Annotated in this window: 14 protein-coding genes; 5 read left to right on the top strand and 9 right to left on the bottom strand. The window is 46.9% G+C overall.

Annotated elements, in window-relative coordinates; genetic code table 11:
- Positions 1-194: 194 nt before the first annotated feature.
- Complete coding sequence (locus tag ACEW9O_RS19475) at positions 195-686, bottom strand: DUF5004 domain-containing protein (protein WP_373551865.1); 492 nt, start codon at positions 684-686, stop codon at positions 195-197.
- A 122-nt stretch (positions 687-808) separates the two neighbouring features.
- Entirely contained in the window at positions 809-2,029 is a 1,221-nt protein-coding gene (locus ACEW9O_RS19480; protein WP_373551866.1) for a DUF3667 domain-containing protein, read from the bottom strand.
- A 270-nt stretch (positions 2,030-2,299) separates the two neighbouring features.
- On the opposite strand from ACEW9O_RS19480, the gene ACEW9O_RS19485 reads away from it, so the two are divergent.
- The 3 genes from ACEW9O_RS19485 to ACEW9O_RS19495 all read left to right on the top strand — a co-directional run bounded on the left by ACEW9O_RS19485 (position 2,300) and on the right by ACEW9O_RS19495 (position 8,214).
- Positions 2,300-4,657: a carboxypeptidase-like regulatory domain-containing protein gene (locus ACEW9O_RS19485; RefSeq protein WP_373551867.1), complete on the top strand. Its 2,358-nt coding sequence runs from the start codon at positions 2,300-2,302 to the stop codon at positions 4,655-4,657.
- Between the two features lie 16 nt (positions 4,658-4,673).
- On the top strand, positions 4,674-5,588 hold the full coding sequence (locus tag ACEW9O_RS19490; protein ID WP_373551868.1) for a DUF4249 domain-containing protein: 915 nt from the start codon (positions 4,674-4,676) through the stop codon (positions 5,586-5,588).
- A gap of 391 nt (positions 5,589-5,979) precedes the next feature.
- Complete coding sequence (locus ACEW9O_RS19495) at positions 5,980-8,214, top strand: M1 family metallopeptidase (protein ID WP_373551869.1); 2,235 nt, start codon at positions 5,980-5,982, stop codon at positions 8,212-8,214.
- Between the two features lie 84 nt (positions 8,215-8,298).
- Here ACEW9O_RS19495 and ACEW9O_RS19500 read toward each other — a convergent pair whose 3' ends face one another.
- The gene (locus tag ACEW9O_RS19500; protein ID WP_373551870.1) at positions 8,299-8,691 is read right to left on the bottom strand and encodes a Dabb family protein; all 393 of its coding nucleotides are present in this window, start codon (positions 8,689-8,691) and stop codon (positions 8,299-8,301) included.
- Positions 8,692-8,820: 129 nt separating this feature from the next.
- Between ACEW9O_RS19500 and ACEW9O_RS19505 the strand changes: the two genes are divergently transcribed.
- Both ACEW9O_RS19505 and ACEW9O_RS19510 read left to right on the top strand, forming a co-directional pair.
- Positions 8,821-9,165 carry a DUF2853 family protein gene (locus ACEW9O_RS19505; RefSeq protein ID WP_373551871.1) on the top strand — a complete coding sequence of 115 codons (345 nt, stop codon included), beginning with the start codon at positions 8,821-8,823 and terminating at the stop codon, positions 9,163-9,165.
- Between the two features lie 117 nt (positions 9,166-9,282).
- On the top strand, positions 9,283-10,200 hold the full coding sequence (locus tag ACEW9O_RS19510) for a DUF1295 domain-containing protein (RefSeq protein WP_373551872.1): 918 nt from the start codon (positions 9,283-9,285) through the stop codon (positions 10,198-10,200).
- Here ACEW9O_RS19510 and ACEW9O_RS19515 read toward each other — a convergent pair.
- From ACEW9O_RS19515 to ACEW9O_RS19540, 6 genes are read right to left on the bottom strand one after another with little or no spacing between them, the layout of a single operon-like run.
- Positions 10,181-12,763, bottom strand: a complete 2,583-nt coding sequence (locus ACEW9O_RS19515; RefSeq protein WP_373551873.1) for a glycosyl hydrolase-related protein — start codon at positions 12,761-12,763, stop codon at positions 10,181-10,183. The two genes, ACEW9O_RS19510 and ACEW9O_RS19515, sit on opposite strands and share 20 nt — an antisense overlap.
- Positions 12,764-12,810: 47 nt before the next feature.
- The gene (locus tag ACEW9O_RS19520) at positions 12,811-13,731 is read right to left on the bottom strand and encodes an SIS domain-containing protein (RefSeq protein ID WP_373551874.1); all 921 of its coding nucleotides are present in this window, start codon (positions 13,729-13,731) and stop codon (positions 12,811-12,813) included.
- A 10-nt stretch (positions 13,732-13,741) separates the two neighbouring features.
- The gene (locus ACEW9O_RS19525; RefSeq protein WP_373551875.1) at positions 13,742-14,650 is read right to left on the bottom strand and encodes a DMT family transporter; all 909 of its coding nucleotides are present in this window, start codon (positions 14,648-14,650) and stop codon (positions 13,742-13,744) included.
- Between the two features lie 17 nt (positions 14,651-14,667).
- Positions 14,668-15,585, bottom strand: coding sequence for an ROK family protein (locus ACEW9O_RS19530; protein WP_373551876.1), 918 nt, complete (start codon positions 15,583-15,585; stop codon positions 14,668-14,670).
- Between the two features lie 28 nt (positions 15,586-15,613).
- Positions 15,614-17,083, bottom strand: a complete 1,470-nt coding sequence (locus ACEW9O_RS19535) for a hypothetical protein (RefSeq protein WP_373551877.1) — start codon at positions 17,081-17,083, stop codon at positions 15,614-15,616.
- A 24-nt stretch (positions 17,084-17,107) separates the two neighbouring features.
- The gene (locus tag ACEW9O_RS19540) at positions 17,108-18,703 is read right to left on the bottom strand and encodes a T9SS type A sorting domain-containing protein (RefSeq protein ID WP_373551878.1); all 1,596 of its coding nucleotides are present in this window, start codon (positions 18,701-18,703) and stop codon (positions 17,108-17,110) included.
- Between the last annotated feature and the right edge of the window lie 4 nt (positions 18,704-18,707).

An 18,707-nucleotide genomic window follows, 5' to 3' on the forward strand; every position in this document is an offset into this window, starting at 1 on the left:
GACCTGCAACGCTGAATAAGTCGCTGCGGTAGCCACTTCTAAACTCTTAAGTCATGTATTCTTAACTCTTAACTCAAAATCATTAAAAATGATTCAATTACCTGATAATCAACTTGCCTCAAGTCTAATAAAGAAGCGCCCCGGATCCCCTCGATCCAGCAGCGCTTCAACAAATTACCATTAAAACATAAAGTCTATTTCTTCACGTAAACAGCTTTGAAGGTATAAGTCACGCCGCCATCCTCAATCTCGTATTCCGCGGTGAATTCACTTTTTCCCAAGTTGCTCAGGTTCCAGCTTTCGGTATCCCCATCTCTGCTTACAGACAGGATGGTTTGAGCTGGATTGAGCGCCCAGGTACCAGATACGGTTTGAGGATCGCTGTTTTGGCACTTTGAAGTGCCTTCATCTTCCAGGTAAGTATTGTTGTTTTGGATGATCACCAGGTCGTCTTTGATACAGGTGGGCAACTGTGCAAATACATTAGTTACCGTGGTACCAAACCAATCGATGGCGGGATCACAAGTGAGGGCCTTTAATTGCCAGGTCCCTACAATTTTGGCTTTGACACCATCATTGTCATCATCATCGTCTTTGTCAAACAATTCGCAGGAAGTGCTCGCCAGAGCAATCGACAAAATAGCCATTACGGAAGCCAGGCGGCTCCAGGTTTTGAAAGCAAACATAACAGTCAGGTTTTAGGTGATAAATAAGTTGGTTGTGAAAAAACACTCGCGGTCTCATCCGCAATTTGACCATTAGACAGCGGCGGTAAAAACGGGTCGCAAAATTGATTCAAAAAATTTTGTTAAAAAAACGTAAATACCACCAACAACCCCAACACAAAAAGAATCGAAAAACCAAGCGAATACAAGAAGGAAAAACAAATACATTTTAAACTGGTCTTAAACCAATTTTGCCCATAAAAACGCTTAATGGTCAAGAAGAAAAAAACAAAAATACCTATTCCTATTGCGCTCCACCAGGTACCCAAGGGAAAATAATAGTCCAATCCCATTAAAAAAGTAAGTGCCAATAAGACCCCGGAATGCCAATGCAACAAAACCACAAAATGCTCGACATAATACCGCTTTTGCCGCCAGTAAAAAAGGTGCATCACCCCCGCCATGATAATGATCAAGGCCAGAACGGTCCAGGAAAAGCTACCAATGTAAGCATTGATGAGGTCACTTGGTTTTTGAATGGAACGGACGCCCTGCCGGAGCAAGGTTTTACTGAACCAGTCGGTTACTCCATACAATTCAGTAAGTTCCTCCGGGCTGTATTCTACGATGTCTTGGTGCGCAATTCTTATTACTCGGGAGCCAAAAGTAATGCTCAAGCTATCTTTGGATAACAAACTATCTAATTGCTTCGTCCAGTGGCCATTGGTTTTTTCAAGAATAATGTCTAAAGATTCGTTCACCGCTGGCGTTTGTAAGCGGGGCGGCAGTGAATCAAAAGCTTTCTGGATTTGGTGGGAAAAAACGTAACGTTCCAGTAAAAAATAAAAATCGGCTTGTTTTGCACTGCTGGCTTGTTTGGTATTGCCGCCAAACTCCAGATTTGGTTTGGCAGATTTCGGCTTTTTTGCATTGCTGCCTTTTTTGGTACTATCGCGCTCATTGAGCGGAATGGTGGTATCTGTAGAAACAAAATTCAAATGTAAGCCTTTGGTTCCATTGTCAGTTATCTTGTTGAACATCAATAGAAAAAAGAACATCACCACAAAGAAGAACTGAAAGGGATGGGGATACTGTTTGATTTTTCCCGCAAAATAGTCCAAACTTACCCGCGCCGGGATAAACAGGCGCCACATCATGCGCAGCAACTGGCTATCCAGATTGGTGAGTTTGTAAAAGAACTTTTTGGTCAAGGATTTTAGAGGAATCCGGCCCTCGAAACGTTTTTGGCCACAATGCGGGCAAAACTTCCCTTTTTTAGCCATTTTTTTGCCACAGTTGCTGCACAATTCCCGTGGTTCTTCGGCAGCGGTGTTCTCGTTAGGATCAATCGGGCTAAGGTCCATATTTAATGGGTTAATGGTTCTTTGATTTGGAGCTAGGTAAATCTAAAACTTAATCACTGGAAATAAACGGGATAATCGACAAAACAAGAGCGATTGCCGAGGACAGCGATTGAAAGGAGGAAAAGTGACGATAGGTGTAAAGCGCTTTGGCTCAAAAATATAATGTTCTTTCCTTCTAGGCTTTACAACCTTTGGTCGAGTAAACTTATCTCTTCAAACGACTGTTCATACCTTGTCATCACCTGAAAGGATCTAAAAAAACCCAAATTTATGTACAAACTACTACTTGCGTTGCTGGTGGTTTTTATGAGCATTGGCCATGCCGCTGCTCAGGAAAAACTCACCATCAGCGGTTATGTCAAAGATGCTAAAAACGGGGAAGCCCTCCTTGGTGCAACCGTTTTTGTACCCACTCTGGGTGAGGGAGTCACCACCAATGATTATGGCTTTTACTCCCTTACCCTGCCTCGAGGCACCTACGACATCAGCTTTTCTTACGTCAGTTACCTGGAAGAAAAACGCCAGGTCAAACTGGAAAACGCCAACGTCAAGCTCGACCTGGAATTGAAAGAAAGCGCCCTGGTGCTGGAAACCGTCACCATCAGCTCCGAGCGAGTCGACGCCAATGTGCGCAGCATCGAAATGTCGGTCAACAAAGTGGACATGCGCACCATCCAAAAAATGCCCGCTTTGTTGGGCGAAGTGGACGTGATCCGCAGCATCCAGTTTTTGCCGGGAGTAACCACGGTAGGAGAGGGGGCTACGGGCTTCAACGTGCGCGGAGGAAACGTTGACCAAAACCTGGTACTCCTCGACGAAGCACCTGTGTTCAATTCTTCCCACCTTTTTGGTTTCTTTTCCGTGTTCAATCCCGATGCGGTAAAAGATGTTAAACTCATTAAGGGTGGTATTCCTGCCGAATACGGAGGCCGTGTATCTTCCATCCTGGATGTACGCATGAAGGAAGGGAATTCCAAAAAATTCGCCGCATCTGGTGGGATTGGCACCATCTTTAGCCGTTTGGCGCTGGAAACGCCCATCATCAAAGATAAGGGTTCTTTCATTGTAGCGGCGCGGCGCTCTTACATCGACGTATTGGCCAAACCCTTTTTAAGTGGCGACCTCAAGGACAGCCGTTTTTACTTCTACGACCTGACAGCCAAAGCCAATTACCAGATTGATGATAAAAATACGGTGTTTCTATCAGGCTATTTTGGCCGCGACGTTTTTGGGGCTGACTTTGGCTTCGATTGGGGGAATACCACCGCTTCGGCGCGCTGGAACCACATTTTCAACGACAAACTCTTCCTCAATACCACGGCTTTTTTTAGCAATTACGACTACCGCCTCCAATCCGACCTCAGAGAACCCAACCCTCAGGATGCCTTTCGCTGGAATTCCAACATCAAAAATTACAGTGTCAAACCCGACTTCACCTACTACCTCAATTCCCGTAACAAGATCTCCTTTGGCGGGCAAATGATTTATTACACCTTCCAGCCCGGCAAGGCGGAAGCCATTTCGGGCGGCGAAACCCGGGTCATCGGGCAGGATAGCAAATACGCCATCGAATACGCAGCTTATTTTGGCAATGAGCAAAAACTGGGCAAAAACTTCACCTTACAATACGGCATCCGTTACTCCATGTATGATTACATCGGACCGGGCAACGCCTACACCTATGGCCCCCAAACGGGCGAACGCCGCGAACCCATCAGTACACAAACCTACGAAAGAGGGGAACGAATCACCCGATACGGCAATTGGGAGCCCCGCTTTTCTGCCAACATTGGCATCGGTGACGCTAGCTCCATCAAGGTGAGTTACAACCGCATGGCGCAATACCTGCACCTCTTGTCCAATACGGCAGCGGCTTCGCCCCTGGACGTATGGACGCCCACCAGCAACAACATCAAACCACAACTGTCTGACCAAGTCGCTTTGGGTTTGTTCAAAAACTTCAAAGACAACCTCTTTGAAACTTCGGTGGAGGTGTATTACAAAAGCCTGCAAAATCAGGTGGACTATATCCCCAATTCTGATCTTTTGTTGAATCCGCAACTGGAAGGTGACTTACTCTTTGGCGATGGCCGAGCTTATGGCGCAGAGTTTTTCATCAAAAAAACCAAAGGCAAATTGAATGGCTGGTTGAGCTACACCCTGTCGCGCACCGAACGTCAAATCAAGGGGCTCAACAACAACGACTGGTTTCCCAGCCGTTTTGACAAAACCCATGTCCTCAATTTTGTGGGGATTTATGACTTGAATGAGCGGGTGAGTTTTTCGCTTAATTTCACTTATGGAACGGGCACTCCAGCGACCTTCCCTACCAGTAAATTCATCTGGCAAGGTTATGCGCTGCCGCACAATTTTTATGCTCAACGCAACGGCTACCGCATCCCCGATTACCACCGTGTTGACTTGGCCGCAATCGTGAAGCAAAAGAAAAAGCTGTTTGGCAAAGGTGAGGGCGAATGGGTTTTTTCTATTTACAATTTGTACAATCGACGCAATGCTTTTTCAGTGTACGTTCGCCAAAATGAAGACAATCCGAGTCAGACCGAGGCGGTGCGTTATTCCGTTTTTGGGTCGATCATCCCGGCGGTGACCTACAATTTTAAATTTTAATCAAAACAGAACATCCATGAAAAACATACAGTGGTTTTATTTTTTCCTCATTCTGCTGGTCAGCACCGCTTGTACGGACGTCATTGATCTTGAAACTGAAGCAGGCGAAACCCAATTAGTGATCGATGCCTGGGTAACCGATGAATCCAAAATCCAAACCATCAAGTTGAGTTTGACCCAGCCCTACTTTGATCGGGGTGGGATTGTACCCGCCAAAGGCGCGACAGTCATTCTTTTTTCAGAAGACAGCATTCCTTATCCTTTCATCGACTTAAAAAATGATGGCAACTACGTTTGGCAACCCAGCGTGGTGGGCGAAAAAATCCTGGAAGTGGGCAAACAGTACGCCTTGTACGTGAAGTATGGCGCAGAGGAGTATTTTTCCATCAGCAGGGTCAATCGGGTACCGCCCATTGATTCTATAAACTATTTCAAACAAAAATATCCCGTAGCACCCACAGATTTGCGGCAAGAGGGCTATCAGGTGGATTTTTATGCGCGCGACCCGCTTGGGCAAGGCGATTGTTACTGGGTGCGGGCCTATCGCAACGATACCCTTTTTGACAAACCCAGCCAGATTTTGACCGTTTACGATGCTAGTTTCAGTCCGGGAGGTTCTGCCGATGGCTTGATGTTTATCCTGCCCATTCGCGCTGGAGCAAGCCCCGACTTGTACAATGCCAACGACAAGGTGAAAGTAGAACTCTATTCGATTCCACCAGAAGCTTTTTATTTCCTGCAATTGGTGCGCACAGAATCCACCAACGGCGGTATTTTTGCCACGGTACCCAGCAATATCCCCACTAACATCCAACCCCTGGATCAAAACAACAAAAAGCAAGTACTGGGCTTCTTTGCGGTATCAGCTGTTTCGAGCATAGAGACGGTAGTGGATGGGAGCAAGGCGATACCGAAGCCGTCGGGGCGGTAGGGGAGTGAAAAGTGAAAAGTGAAAAGTGAAAAGTGAGAGGGACATTTCTACCATTCCTAATTTTATTGCAAAATAATAGGAGGCGGTTGAAAAACAACTGGTATACCTGCTTTTCACTTTTCACTATTCGCTTTTCGCTTTCTATCATTTGTTTTCAGTTATTTGTCAGAAAATAGTACTGTATAGGAATTACCCTAAAAGATTTCGTTGTAAATTCGTTTAATGGCATCTTTTGTTGTCTAGATTCATCAATTTTTTTTCAAATCAAACGACTATGAAAATTTCGAGTCCTAACTTACCTAAGCTTTTTTTGATCTTGTTTCTAGCCAATTGTTCTTTTTACACCGTTTTTAGCCAAACTGGCTCAAATCATGGTAACAAGTTCGAGCAAATGGGTACGGTTCTACCTCCAGGCAACGACGTTCGCGGCATGGACGGCGCACCAGGACCGGAATACTGGCAACAGCGCGTGGATTATGATATTCAGTGTACGCTCGACGAAAAAAACCTACGGCTGGATGGCAGTGAGATGATTACGTATTACAACCAATCTCCGAACACCTTGCGTTACTTGTGGTTGCAATTGGATGAAAATGAGCATTCCTCAGAATCGGCAGGCATTCAAAAAGCCAATCCCAGCCACCTGACACCCATTATGAGTGAAGGTGCGTTGAAGAATTATGATAAAGAGGACATCAGTAAATATGGGCATAAAATTCAAAAAATTACCGATGCCGTTGGCAAACCTTTAAAATTTAGCATCAATCAGACGATGATGCGGGTGGAATTACTACAGCCACTCAAACCCGGCGAAACCTTCAATTTTCAGGTGGATTGGCATTATTACATTACCGACCGCATGACTTTTCGGGGGCGGGGTGGTTATGAATACTTTGAAAAAGATAAAAATTATTTGTTCACAATAACACAATGGTATCCAAGGCTTTGTGTTTTTAGTGATTTTGAAGGCTGGCAAAACAAACAATTCACCGGAAGAGGGGAATTCGCGCTCACTTTCGGCAATTTTATTGTGAAAATGACGGTACCCGAAGACCATATCGTTGGTTCTACAGGCGAGTGCCTGAACTATTCTACCGTTTTAACACCAGCTCAACTGAAGCGCTGGGAACAGGCAAAAAGTGTCAAAGAGCCTTTGGAAATTGTAACCTTGGATGAAGCCAAGAAGAACGAAAAGTCCAAGCCAAACGGCACCAAAACCTGGATTTACAAAGCTGACAATGTGCGTGATTTTGCCTGGACCTCCAGCCGCAAATTTGTATGGGACGCCATGCCCCACTTCACCGAGGAAGGCAAACGCGTGATGTGCATGAGCTATTATGGCAAGGAAGCCTATCCGGTTTACAGCAAATATTCGACTAAAGTAGTGGCGCACACCCTGAAAACGTATTCTAAATACACTTTCCCTTACCCTTATCCGGTTGCGATTTCTGTAGAAGCCTCGAATGGTATGGAGTATCCAATGATTTGCTTCAACTACGGCCGCGCTGAAGAGGACGGCACGTATAGCGAAGGGGTGAAGTACGGAGCGATTGGCGTAATCATTCACGAAGTGGGGCACAATTATTTCCCAATGATCGTCAACAGCGATGAACGCCAGTGGACCTGGATGGACGAAGGCATCAACAGTTTTATGGATGAGGTTGCCATGCAGGAATTTGATAACAATCGCCGTCCGGGATTCCAGGGCATCACCAGTTACATGCGTCTGCCGAAGAATCAGTTGGAACCGATCATGACCAATAGTGAAAATATTGTCAACTTTGGTCCGAATGCCTATTCCAAACCTGCCGCGGGTTTGAATATGCTGCGCGAAACGATCATGGGGCGTGAGTTGTTTGACTACGCCTTTAAAGAATATGCCCGCCGTTGGATGTTCAAGCACCCGACACCGGCTGACTTTTTCCGCACGATGGAAGACGCTAGTGGCGTGGATTTGGATTGGTTTTGGCGCGGCTGGTTCTATGGCATTGAGCCGGTGGATGTTTCGTTGGACAGTGTAAAATGGTTCAAGGCCGATTTGGAAAACAACCCGAAACCGCAAGAGCGCAGCTTCCCTCGTAAAAGCAGCAAACCGGAGCGTACCCTAACGCAGGAACGCAACCGCGAAGCGGGCGTCGGATTTGCGGTAGAGCAAGACCCGAACCTTCGTGATTTTTACGATACTTACAAGCCTTGGGAAACCGAAGATTCAGTGCAAACATTCAAACAAACGATGTACGCTGAAACCTTGACCGATAAGGAGAAAAAAGAGCTCTTCGGCGATAAAAACTACTACGAACTGTACTTCAGCAACAAAGGTGGGCTGGTCATGCCGATTATTATCGAATGGACTTTTAAGGATGGCACAAAGGAAATTGAACGCATTCCAGTGGAAATCTGGCGTAAAAATGAAGACAAATTTTCCAAGGTGTTTATGAAAGAAAAAGAAGTGAGCGGCATTGTGATTGACCCCTTCAAAGAAACGGCGGACATTGATGAAAAAAGCAACAATTGGCCCGTCAAAGAATTGCCGACGCGATTCCAGGTTTTCAAGCAGAACAAAGCGGATCCGCAACCCAACCCGATGCAAAAAGCCGCCCAGCAAGGCAAGCGAATTAAACCATAAGATATTTCTAAGTTGGGTATAATTTTATAAAAAAAGAGCGCCTTATAGCTAGTCTACAAGGCGCTCTTCTTTTTTGAGTGCTGACTATTGCTTTCCCTTCGCGTCATACACAATCACCCGCTCCCACAAATGGCTGTTTTCTTCCACAAATTTCAAGTGGGTAGGGTGGATTTGGTAAGCGTCCTGATCCGCCGAGTTTTTGAATACCCAGGTGATGGACAGGTCGTAAGAACCGTCGATTACCGGGCGCTCTTTCGTATCGGCGGGAGTGCCGATGTAGGCGGCTTGAATTTCCTTGATCGTCGTTAAGGTTTTAACCCCTTTGTAAAGTGCTTCCAGGTCTTGGGCATTGCCCTTGTTTTTAAGCCAAAAGTATACGGTATGTACCACCCCGGCTTTGATCTTTTTGGAGGAAGCTTGTGCATAACCCCCAATAAAACCAAGCAAGAGGAAAGCAAAAAGTAAAAGAATTTTCATTGGATTGAATTTTTGTGTTTGTTTATTTTCTCCGAAGCAACAAAGAAAGGAACAAATCAAGAAAAAATTAGTGCCATTACCGGAAAATCTCTATTTTACTGCCTCATTCAAAACCCAAAAATTTTTTCCATGAGCCAATTTGATGACTTGCTTGTAAAGTACAAGGAAGAACTGGGCGGTACTCGCGACGTAAGTGGCGTAGACGAAACCCTATTGACAGCCATTACAAAAGCATTAGGTCCATCTATCTACAATGATGACTCCTCTCGGGTTTCTTGCTCTGACAAGACTGAGTTGGATCGCGTAAAAAACAACTTCCTCATCGGAAAAATGGGACTTGCCGATGGTCCCGACCTTGATGCAGCCTTGAAAGAGGTTTGTGAACAAATGGGGTCAGCCAACCGGAACAAGTACCGTGCTATTTTTTACTACCTCTTGGTTAAAAAATTAGGCCTGGAAGCGAAGTACGCTTAGGCACTTACAGAATCCATACGGAAGGCATTGAGCACAAGCTTGATGCCTTTTGTTATTTATAGAACCCTGCTTAATGGATGAACAATACCTTATTTGTCCACACTGACTCGATTATTTATGTTGCGTACCATCATTCTCCTGATCCTTACGCTGATCGCCTTACCCATCATTGCTTTCAAGTACGATACACCACTGAATGAAGCACAATGGGCCGCCCTACAAAGTTCCTTTTACCTCATGTTGGGGGTCGCGCTGACCTGTTTCTTGGTCAGTGAGTTGACCAAAAACTACAGCCAGGTCGACAAAATCTGGAGCATTGTACCCATGGCCTACGCCTGGTTTTTTGCCCAACAAAGTGATTGGAATACACGGATGGTCATCATGGCCGTGTTGGTGAGCATCTGGGCACTGCGGCTTACTTTCAATTTTGCCCGCCGCGGGGGCTACCACTGGATTCCCTGGAAAGGAGAAGAGGATTACCGTTGGGGTGTTTTGCGCCAAAGTCCACTGTTTCAGAAACGCATCAACTGGGTGCTCTTTGGCCTTTTTTTCATCTCTTTGTACCAGAATACGCTGATCTGGTTGTTCAATTTGCCTATTGTGGTGGCTTGGGAAGGTGCTGCAAAGCCCTTGAATTGGATCGATTACCTGGCGATTGGCCTGTTTTTGGCCCTCGTCGTCATCGAATTCATCGCCGACCAACAACAGTACGATTTCCAAACCGAAAAATACCGCCGCATCAAAGCTGGCGAAGCCCTGGATGGGGACTATGCCCGTGGATTTTGTGCGACTGGCTTGTGGCGTCTGGTGCGCCACCCCAATTATGCCGCTGAGCAAGGCATTTGGCTAGCTTATTATCTTTTTAGTGTAGCAGCTACGGGCCGATGGCTCAATTGGTCATTGACAGGCGCAATATTGCTGGTCTTGTTGTTTTTGGGTAGCTCGGATTTTAGTGAAAAAATCTCTAGTGAAAAGTATCTGGAGTATCAGGATTATCAGAAGAAAACGCCGCGGTTTATTCCTTGGAGGTTTTAGCTAAAAACAGCCTAAAGGTATGTAAACGATGGTGCCCCAAATCCGCATTCAGTTTGCCTTTTTCAAGCGGTATGGCTTGGTCGTTCGTTTCGATATGCGTCGTACTAAAACCTTTTAAAATTGGGGTGTTGGCCCCAATGGTTACGGTTTTGTTCTCGCCCGAAACATTCCAAACCCGCATGATGATGCCTTGATCTATACCCTCTTCGGCCGGTTTTAAAGCCCAAATTACGGCATTGGGATCAGAAAAAGAAAACAAGGAAAACTGTTTGCCATCGTAACTAGGGCCACCTTGTATTTTTTGAGCGACCATGGGGTTTTGGTGTTGCAAGGCAAAACGCATCGCATCCGCGGGTTTAAAGCCCTCAAGGTGGGGTTTTAGTGCCAAAAAATGTTCAAAATAGGAATCACCATCCTGATTGATGATGCCCAGCGCATTGTCTACTTGTGCGGCGGCCAATACTTTTAGCTGGGCCGTAGAATCATCGAGCCGGGTGTTGGTACTGCTGCCTGTTTTCATAAAATAGGCGTCCCGGTTGGAAATAATCATGCCATGGGAAGCATCGGACATGTCGGCAAAATGGTTCATGGCCAACCAATCCACCCGATTGGCGACATCGGCATAATGGCCACCTTTGGCCAGCGTTTTTGCGCGTAAAATGGCACCGGCTTCTTCGTGCCAGACCTCTGGTTTCGTGAGGTTTAGAGAAAAGGAATAGGTGACTGGTTTGGCATCCAGGTTTTGGAGGATGTAATTTTCAATTTCAATGCGGTCGCTGTTGGCAAAAAGGGTGAGCCGGGATTGGTGTTTGATGGGCTTGTATGAGGTAGCCAGTAAGGACACCGAAACAGCACCTTTGTTTTCAATTTGAATGGGCTCGCCCTGATTGCCAAGGCCAGACCCCAGGTCGTTGACGTACAATTTATCCAAAGGTTTTACACATTCCCGACGGTTGATTTTATCGTACAAACTGGTAATCACGCCTTGGCGGGTAAACTTGATGCTGTAAAACTGGTTTTCGATGGTGCTGTCGCTCACGACCAGGCTGGACGGGAAATTGGTGGGGCTACTTTTTTTGCGGATTTCAAAAACTTTGTATCCCAAAGAGGGTACCTCGCTGGCTAAAATCCTGAGATAAGACTTTCCGTTTTTGGTGATGCGTTGAAAAGGGACTTCTAGCTGGGTCGTTTTGTCCACCACACTAATGGCGTTTGAGCCCGAGTACAAATAATCACTGTAATCCGTTCGGGCCCAATTTAGTGGATTGAATACATAGAAGGACTCGCTTCCAGGGGCTTTGGCAATCAACTGCCCCAGTCGTTTGGCCGAACGATTGTAGAGGGTATCCACATAAGTGTTGAATACTGCCGCGGTTTTCTTTTGCCAATCCGCTCTTTGCTTTCTGGTGATGTGCGGGCCGTCGGCAGTCCAGTCGTGTTCAAAATACATGCCACAGGCCAGCCAGGCTTTTTCCTTTTGCTCCGCAAGATCGGCAGCAAATGTTTTATCCTTTAGAGCAACCAGGGTGTAAAGTGCCTCGGCCGTTCTTAATTTTTCAATGGAACGTTTCACCGAAGCCGATACCTCAGCCAGGGAGGCGAAACTGTTGCCCCATTCGGTACTGCCGTAAGAAATGGTTTCGGAGGGTAAATCAGCGCCATAGTGTTGCTCGAAATCTTTAAAAAAATCGATTTCATTGGAAACAATGACTTGATAGTTGGAATCTGTTTGTTCTTTGGCAATTTTGGGGAAGTTGTTGGTGATGGTTTTTAGGTCGTCACCACCTTTGCCAAAAGCCCCGGCAATGTGGTAGGGATAAATGGGATCATCCAGTAAAGCTTTGCAATCCAAAACGGCATTGGCCTGATGATTGGCTTCTAAATACGTTCCAAAAAAATAGCGGTATTCTTTTCTTTTGGCCATATTGGTGTAATCGGGATTGACCGCATACCATTTCATCAACACCCGTTGATCGTCCAGGCCCTTGTACCAGAACATCTGATTCCTTTTTCTTTCCAGTGCAGTTACTTTTGTGGCACAGGCACAGACTCCTTTCCAGGAGTATTTGGCTCCTGATCCTGCCCATAGCGAGGACAAACCCAGTGGCAGTACCTGGTCTTCCATGTTCAAGACCAAAGACAAATCCAGGCCGTATTTTCGTTGCAAGGAGCCCGCGTAATACATGTCGCGCAAAGTGGCTTCGGCTGGCGCAGCGCCTAGTAAAACAATCATGGAGTTGAGGGGCACGGTAATTTTACCATCCTTGATTTGTTGAATGAGTTTGGCAAACTGGGCGGCACTTCTGGTCTGTTTGTAATTGTACACCCAGTACGAACCATCACAATTCCATTTGCTTTGCTGGTTGTAAGGGAGGTGAGCGGTGGAATCGTTGAGTTGGATGTAATAGTCCAGCATTTCTGAAAATGCTTTTTTATAGGTTTCTTCATCACCTGTCCACATGTAATCGGTGTGGTCGTCGTTGGCAAGGTAGATTTTTTTTACTTGAGCATGGAGGCTTAAGGTGAGTGCCAAGAGCAATGACAAAATGGTTGTTGATTTCATCCCATTGAATTTTGAAAGAATATCATTTTAAATGGATAGCGCAGGTTTTATGGTACTTCCGTGATTTTTCCCCCCACGGCAAAGGTTTCCTCAATCCCCAACTGTTCAGCAAGGTAATAGGCCATAAAATTGAAGGGAATGATATTGGTCAAAATGGAAAAATGCTCAGCTACGTCTGATTCTTCCACACTAAAAACATGGGCACCCGCTGCGGCAATTTTTTCACCTAGTTGGATCGTTCTTTCTCGGGATTTGCCAGGGGCAATGATCTGGATGACGATGCTGTTTTGCGCGGTTTCTTTGGGCCCATGATCGTATTGAGCCATGGGCAACCCGTGAAAATTCAGCTTGGTACTTTCACTCAGGATCAAGGCGGCTTCCAGGGCCGTGGCGATGTTGGGGCCACTGCCCGTGATGTAGATGCCGTGGATTTTTTGGCTGCTGAGCAATTGGAAAACTTCTGTCGCCAATTGTTTCCCCTGAGCCGCGTAAGTTTCCATTTTTTGCGTCAGCAAATCCACCGCAGGACTTGGGTCAAAACCAAATCCTTTGAACAAAACCAGGAGGGTGTTGAGGTAAGTTTTGGAAGAAGAATACCATTCTTCGCCCGCCCGAATGTCGATGACCTCAACTACGTTGGGCGCAGTGCTGAGGGGATGCTCCGGGTAATTGGAGATGGCGTAGTACTTCTGAAAAAATGGCCTACACCAGAGCGCTTCGCTACTTTTGCCCGATTGAGAAAGGATGACGCCACAGGGTTTTTGCTTTTGTAAGGACAAATAATGGAAATACTCGGAGGCCAGCTCCGGGTAGATGTCAATGCCCATGTATTTGAAGGCCAGCGGCGCAAAATAAGAGGAGCCCATGCCCAAATAGGGCACTTGCCAGGGAAGTTTAGGGATTTTTGCCTGCAAAACCACTTGAGCCCGATCTGGCATTTCCAGGATTTCGGCTAGTATTTTATTCATGGTGAATAGGTTATTGACTACTTTCAGTTGTGGTTTGTTTCTCATAAGACAGTGCCAGGGCGGCTACAATGGCCAGGGAGATGCCAATAAACTCCACCCTATTGATACTTTCTGCCAAAAAAGCAATGGCCAATACGATGGTGAATACTGGCTGCAAAGCCCCGGCAATGGTCGTTACTTTGGAGGCTTTTCCATCGGCTTTGTAGGCGGCAAAACTGCACAGCACGCCCAGGCCATTGAGCATTCCAGCCAATGAACCGAGCAACAAGGTGCGGGTGGAAAACTGCAAATCCACCATGCCAGTGCCCATAAAAACCAAGGCTAAAAAAATACTGGAGACAATGAAGGCCGCATAAGCCCATTCCGCCGAAATGTAATTGGTGGTTACTTTTTGCGCGGCGCTGAACACCCCCCAGAAAAAGAGGGCCACCAAAGAAAACAGCAGCCAAGTGTTGAGTCCAATACTTCTGACAAATGCTGCCGGGTCGTCAAACAGGAGCGTTTGCCCGGAGAGCATGACCACGGCTGGTATGGCCAGCAGAATACCTAATGCATTCAACCAATTGAGTTTTTCTTTAAAAACCAAAATGGCAATCACGATGGTCACCAAAGGGTACAGATTGGTCAAGGGAATCACAATAGCGGCCAAACCACCGCTGCTGAAGGCTTGGAAAACGGCTACATTGCCCGCTATGGCCAGGATACCGGAAATCAGCCCCCAATAAATACCCTTGCGATTGGGACGCTCCCGGCGGAGTTTTTTCAACACCAGTGGCAAAGTGAACAACATGCCAATGGTGAACAAAACGTGATTGGCATAGGGGTTTACGTCTTCAGAAATCAGTTTTGCAACCACCCCCCAGACGCCCCAAAAAAGCGCGGCGGCGATGGAGTAAAAAATCCAGGCGTTGTTTTTCATGAGTAGTAATGCTTGTTTTACAAAAATAGCGCGGCAGCACCTAAAATGCCAGCCTGTTCTTCAAGTTCAGAAATGGTAATGCTCGTCTGGTATCCTTTGTAGGGCCCTAGCAAATCCTCATCCAGTAGCCTTGGCAAGTAAGGCGCCAAACCTTTGGCTACACCTCCCCCCAATACGATCACATCGGGCGCATACAAATTGATGTAATTGGAAATGCCCGTTTTAAGCTGCTCGATGAAGGCATCAATCAGCTCCCTTGCACCAGTATTGCCAGCTGCACTGGCCTGAAAAATACTTTCCACCGTGAAAGGCAAAGAGGGATTTTTGGCGGACCAATTTGCTCGCTCGGCTGCCGCCAGAATGCCCGTAGCCGAAACCAGCGACTCCAGACAACCCGTTTTACCACAGTAACATTTGACGCCATTTTGCACAATGCTCAGGTGGCCACCCATATGGGCAAAGGGCAGTTTTCCATCCAGTTTTTGCTTGATGACAAAGCCTAAACCTAAGCCAGTGCCCAAGGTAAGTACCAACACCCGCTCCAATCCACGCCCACGCCCATATAAGGCTTCGCCCAAAGCGACCAGTCGGGCATCGTTGTCGATTCTACAAGGCAACGCATGTTGGGTCTGAATGATGTTGGCCAGGGGGTAGTCCTCCATAAAATCAATGAAGCCATAAGTGGAGTCGACCAAACCATCTGCATGAACAAAACTCGATACCCCGATGCCAATGCCCAGTACGTCCGCTTGCAGCACGGCCGCTTTGGCTTTTAGGGTTTGAATGGCTTCGCCAATCGCCTGCTCAAAACGGACGGCGTCGAGGGTTTCGGTGGCTTGAATTGTGGTTTGTAACACTTGCCCGATGGTCAAGTCCACCAACCCGATTTTGGTGCGGGTTCCTCCGATGTCAATGCCAATGGCGAGTTTTTTCAAAACTTATTGAGCTTTTGTAGTGGATCAATTATTGCAACTTCAGCAGGCTTTTTTCTGCAATTAAAACCGGAGAATCGTAAAGCGCAATCGATTTGAATCTATAGCTGTTTCCTGATTTGCTCCAGTCTGATTTGGGGATTGCGTACACCTGCCCGCTCATCAGATCGACCCAAACCGGGTCTTTAAAAGTAACATTTTCCAACGTAATGTCTACGGGGGTGGTCTGAAATGAATTGTTCACCTCTTTGCCGTCCAACCATAGGGTGACGAGGGGTTTTTTGCTGGTTTTGTGTTGATAGCCAAAAACCGAGAGCGATGCATTGCCGGTGCTGGTGTAGGTGACACCAGGATTGAGAACCAGATTGTTGTCAAAAATAGAGGCCAGGTTTTGCACGGCGTAATAGGCTACTTTAGGGCGAATGGCGGCCATGGTAACATCCGATTGGATTAGCCCCTTGGTATTGAGTACCGCATTGGGCGGGCCCCAATTGTAATAAATGTCGATGATGGTAAACACCGAGGTTTCAATGTCGTGCCCCAAATCTCCCAACAAACGGCGCAGATCGTATTTGGCTTGGGTGTATTCGGTCCAGTAGTATTTGTCAAGGGCAAAACTAGGGATGTAGGTTGAAGGTGCGCCATTTTCGCCCTGCCGCAACAGGATGTTCTTGGAATACTTTTCGATGACTTTGCGCAAGCCCAAAACCCTTTTTTCGGTATAGGCATCCTCTGGTCTCATGGTGTAGCTGTGGTACGAAATCCATTGAAACAGATCGAGTTTGCCTTGTTCGGCGATGAATTTCAAAAAAGCATCCAGGTATTCCATGTTGCTGTTGGAAGCGAAAGCCAATCCGGCAATTTTTGCCTCCGGCTGGATTCTTTTAATGATGCTTGCCGTGCGGATGTTCAGCGCAGCGGTGGTTTCCGGAGTGATTTTTTGTCCGGGATGATCGGGTTCGTTCCAAATTTCCCATTCCTTCACCCGATCCTTGTAGCGCGTCACCAGCGCTTCCACCCATCTGTCCCATGCGGCGTAACCTTCAGGGCTGGTCATCATGCTGTTCAATAGGTTGATGCCACCGCCGCCGGGGTATGCTGGATTGCCATAGGAAGGTTGCAACCAGGGTTCGATGTCATTGGCCACGGCATAATCAATGACTTCATCAAGCCATTTCCAATCGTATACACCGGGCACTTTTTCACATTTGGCCCAACCTGCCTGTAGGCGGATTTTTTTCACCCCAAGTGCAGGCAAATAGGCTTTGTAATTGTCCCATACCGTGTGACCACGGTCGAGGGTCTCGCAGCCAACGGTGATTCTGGAGGATTCAATTTCCCGGGTACTACGGGGTTTGAGTGTCCCCAGTTTTTTATACTTGACCGATAAGGGCGTTTTCACCCGATCAGGAGAAGTGTCGATGAATTGAGCAGATAAGTTGACGGATAACAACAAAAAAAGTGCGCAAAACACCCGTGTAAAAATGAAAAACTGACCCATGACATTTATTTTTTTATCGCCCCTTTATTGTTTCACAAATTTATAAACCGAAGTCCCTTGATCCTTTTGGTAAAGCACCATCAGGTACATTCCCGCCGGTAATGCTGCGACATCCAGCTCTTTGTTTTGGGCAGCAATGGTTTGTTGTTGTACCGGGGTGCCCCGAGTGTCCAATATGTCGATGCGGTAGGGGCTGCTTTGATGATCCGTTAAACGGATGTTCAGTTTTTCTTTGACCGGATTGGGATACAGGATGACTTTTGCTTTGGCGAGCAGGGTAGTGCTGCTGGTAGACACATTTTCGCTGACAAATTCGTAAGCGCCACGATCCGGTTTTCCACCTTGAGGACGAGGCGTACCCAAAATATCCACTGCACTGTATTGCCCTTCGAGACTACTGCCTTGGTCAACGGCAGGGCTCGTTTTTTTGGGTCTAAAATTGGCCGTGGCCAGGTCAGTGGAAAGGGTCATAAATTGAGGGTCGGCGATCCTATCGTTGCTGCCCTGAAAGCCCACTTTGCCATTGAAATAAAGATTGTTGCTGTACACCTCGGAGGTAGATCTGGGCCTGGAGTTGCAATCTCCCCCCTCGCGGGCATACATGATGTTGTTGATGATGTTCACATCCTTACACTGGTTGGTAAAGATGTCGGGATAACCCACAACCGTTCCGTTGTGGTAGGCGGTGTTGTTGATGATGTCCACGTGATCGGCCAGGAAAGAATGAATGCCGGAACCGCCATTGTTGAAACAGACGTTGTTTTCTACCAGGGTTCTACCCACGTAAGGTTCACCTTCACCCGCTTTTGCGCCGTAAGGATATTGATTCACATCAATGATGATGCCGTTGCCATCGCTCAGTCTTTTCAGGCTGATCCAGGGAATGGTGGTTTTGTTGCTGGAGCAAATGTTGTTGCGGATGATGTTTTTGTAGGTCGTGGCCTTGTCGCTGTTGAAGGGATTCAGAATACTGATGCCGCTGCCCGCGTACATCATGTACCAACCATTGTTGTACACCACATTATTTTCAATGGTGGTATAATCGGCCTGTAGTGCACCAATTCCACCGCCCGGAAAATCGTGTACTTTGCAGTTGCGGATGGTCACGTGGTGCGGGAATTTCGATTCGTCGCGTGGACCGCCGATGGAGATGCCATTGGTGTTGTAGTTGGCGTAAACGGACCAGTTTTTGCCCCCATTCGCGGCCTCGGTGTAAATGGCAAAGGCTTTTTCGTAAGTGATGTTGGTGTTGTTGCCGATGAGTTCAAATCCTTCCAGAACGATGTAGGAGCCGTTGATCGATACGGCATTCCAGACATTGCCCGAAGCAGTGATTCTGGGCTTGTGCCCCGGCATGGCTTTGAAGGTAATGTAGCCTTCGGGAGTCCCTGAACCGGTGATGTTCAAAACCGGCCCCGAAGTAGAGCTGTAGAGCCCATTCATGGCGAAAATGGTATCTCCGGCCAGACTGAGATTGGCAGCCTGTTGCAAGGTTCTAAATGGATTTGCACTGGATTCGCCCGTGTCGTTGTCGTTTCCAAAAGGCGAAACGTAGTAGTTGATGGCTAGGGTTTTGAGCGATAAACCAAGTAAAAAGAGGAGAAAAGATGACTTTTTCATGGTG

Origin of the sequence: Haliscomenobacter sp., from assembly GCF_041740695.1 — a bacterium.
In the GTDB taxonomy this organism is placed as follows: Bacteria; Bacteroidota; Bacteroidia; order Chitinophagales; family Saprospiraceae; genus Haliscomenobacter.

Coding starts and splice junctions, on each gene's coding strand:
- ACEW9O_RS19475 (WP_373551865.1), bottom strand. CDS start 686: ATGTTTGCTTTCAAAACCTGGAGCCGCCTGGCTTCCGTAATGGCTATT.
- ACEW9O_RS19480 (WP_373551866.1), bottom strand. CDS start 2,029: ATGGACCTTAGCCCGATTGATCCTAACGAGAACACCGCTGCCGAAGAA.
- ACEW9O_RS19485 (WP_373551867.1), top strand. CDS start 2,300: ATGTACAAACTACTACTTGCGTTGCTGGTGGTTTTTATGAGCATTGGC.
- ACEW9O_RS19490 (WP_373551868.1), top strand. CDS start 4,674: ATGAAAAACATACAGTGGTTTTATTTTTTCCTCATTCTGCTGGTCAGC.
- ACEW9O_RS19495 (WP_373551869.1), top strand. CDS start 5,980: ATGGGTACGGTTCTACCTCCAGGCAACGACGTTCGCGGCATGGACGGC.
- ACEW9O_RS19500 (WP_373551870.1), bottom strand. CDS start 8,691: ATGAAAATTCTTTTACTTTTTGCTTTCCTCTTGCTTGGTTTTATTGGG.
- ACEW9O_RS19505 (WP_373551871.1), top strand. CDS start 8,821: ATGAGCCAATTTGATGACTTGCTTGTAAAGTACAAGGAAGAACTGGGC.
- ACEW9O_RS19510 (WP_373551872.1), top strand. CDS start 9,283: ATGTTGCGTACCATCATTCTCCTGATCCTTACGCTGATCGCCTTACCC.
- ACEW9O_RS19515 (WP_373551873.1), bottom strand. CDS start 12,763: ATGAAATCAACAACCATTTTGTCATTGCTCTTGGCACTCACCTTAAGC.
- ACEW9O_RS19520 (WP_373551874.1), bottom strand. CDS start 13,731: ATGAATAAAATACTAGCCGAAATCCTGGAAATGCCAGATCGGGCTCAA.
- ACEW9O_RS19525 (WP_373551875.1), bottom strand. CDS start 14,650: ATGAAAAACAACGCCTGGATTTTTTACTCCATCGCCGCCGCGCTTTTT.
- ACEW9O_RS19535 (WP_373551877.1), bottom strand. CDS start 17,083: ATGGGTCAGTTTTTCATTTTTACACGGGTGTTTTGCGCACTTTTTTTG.
- ACEW9O_RS19540 (WP_373551878.1), bottom strand. CDS start 18,703: ATGAAAAAGTCATCTTTTCTCCTCTTTTTACTTGGTTTATCGCTCAAA.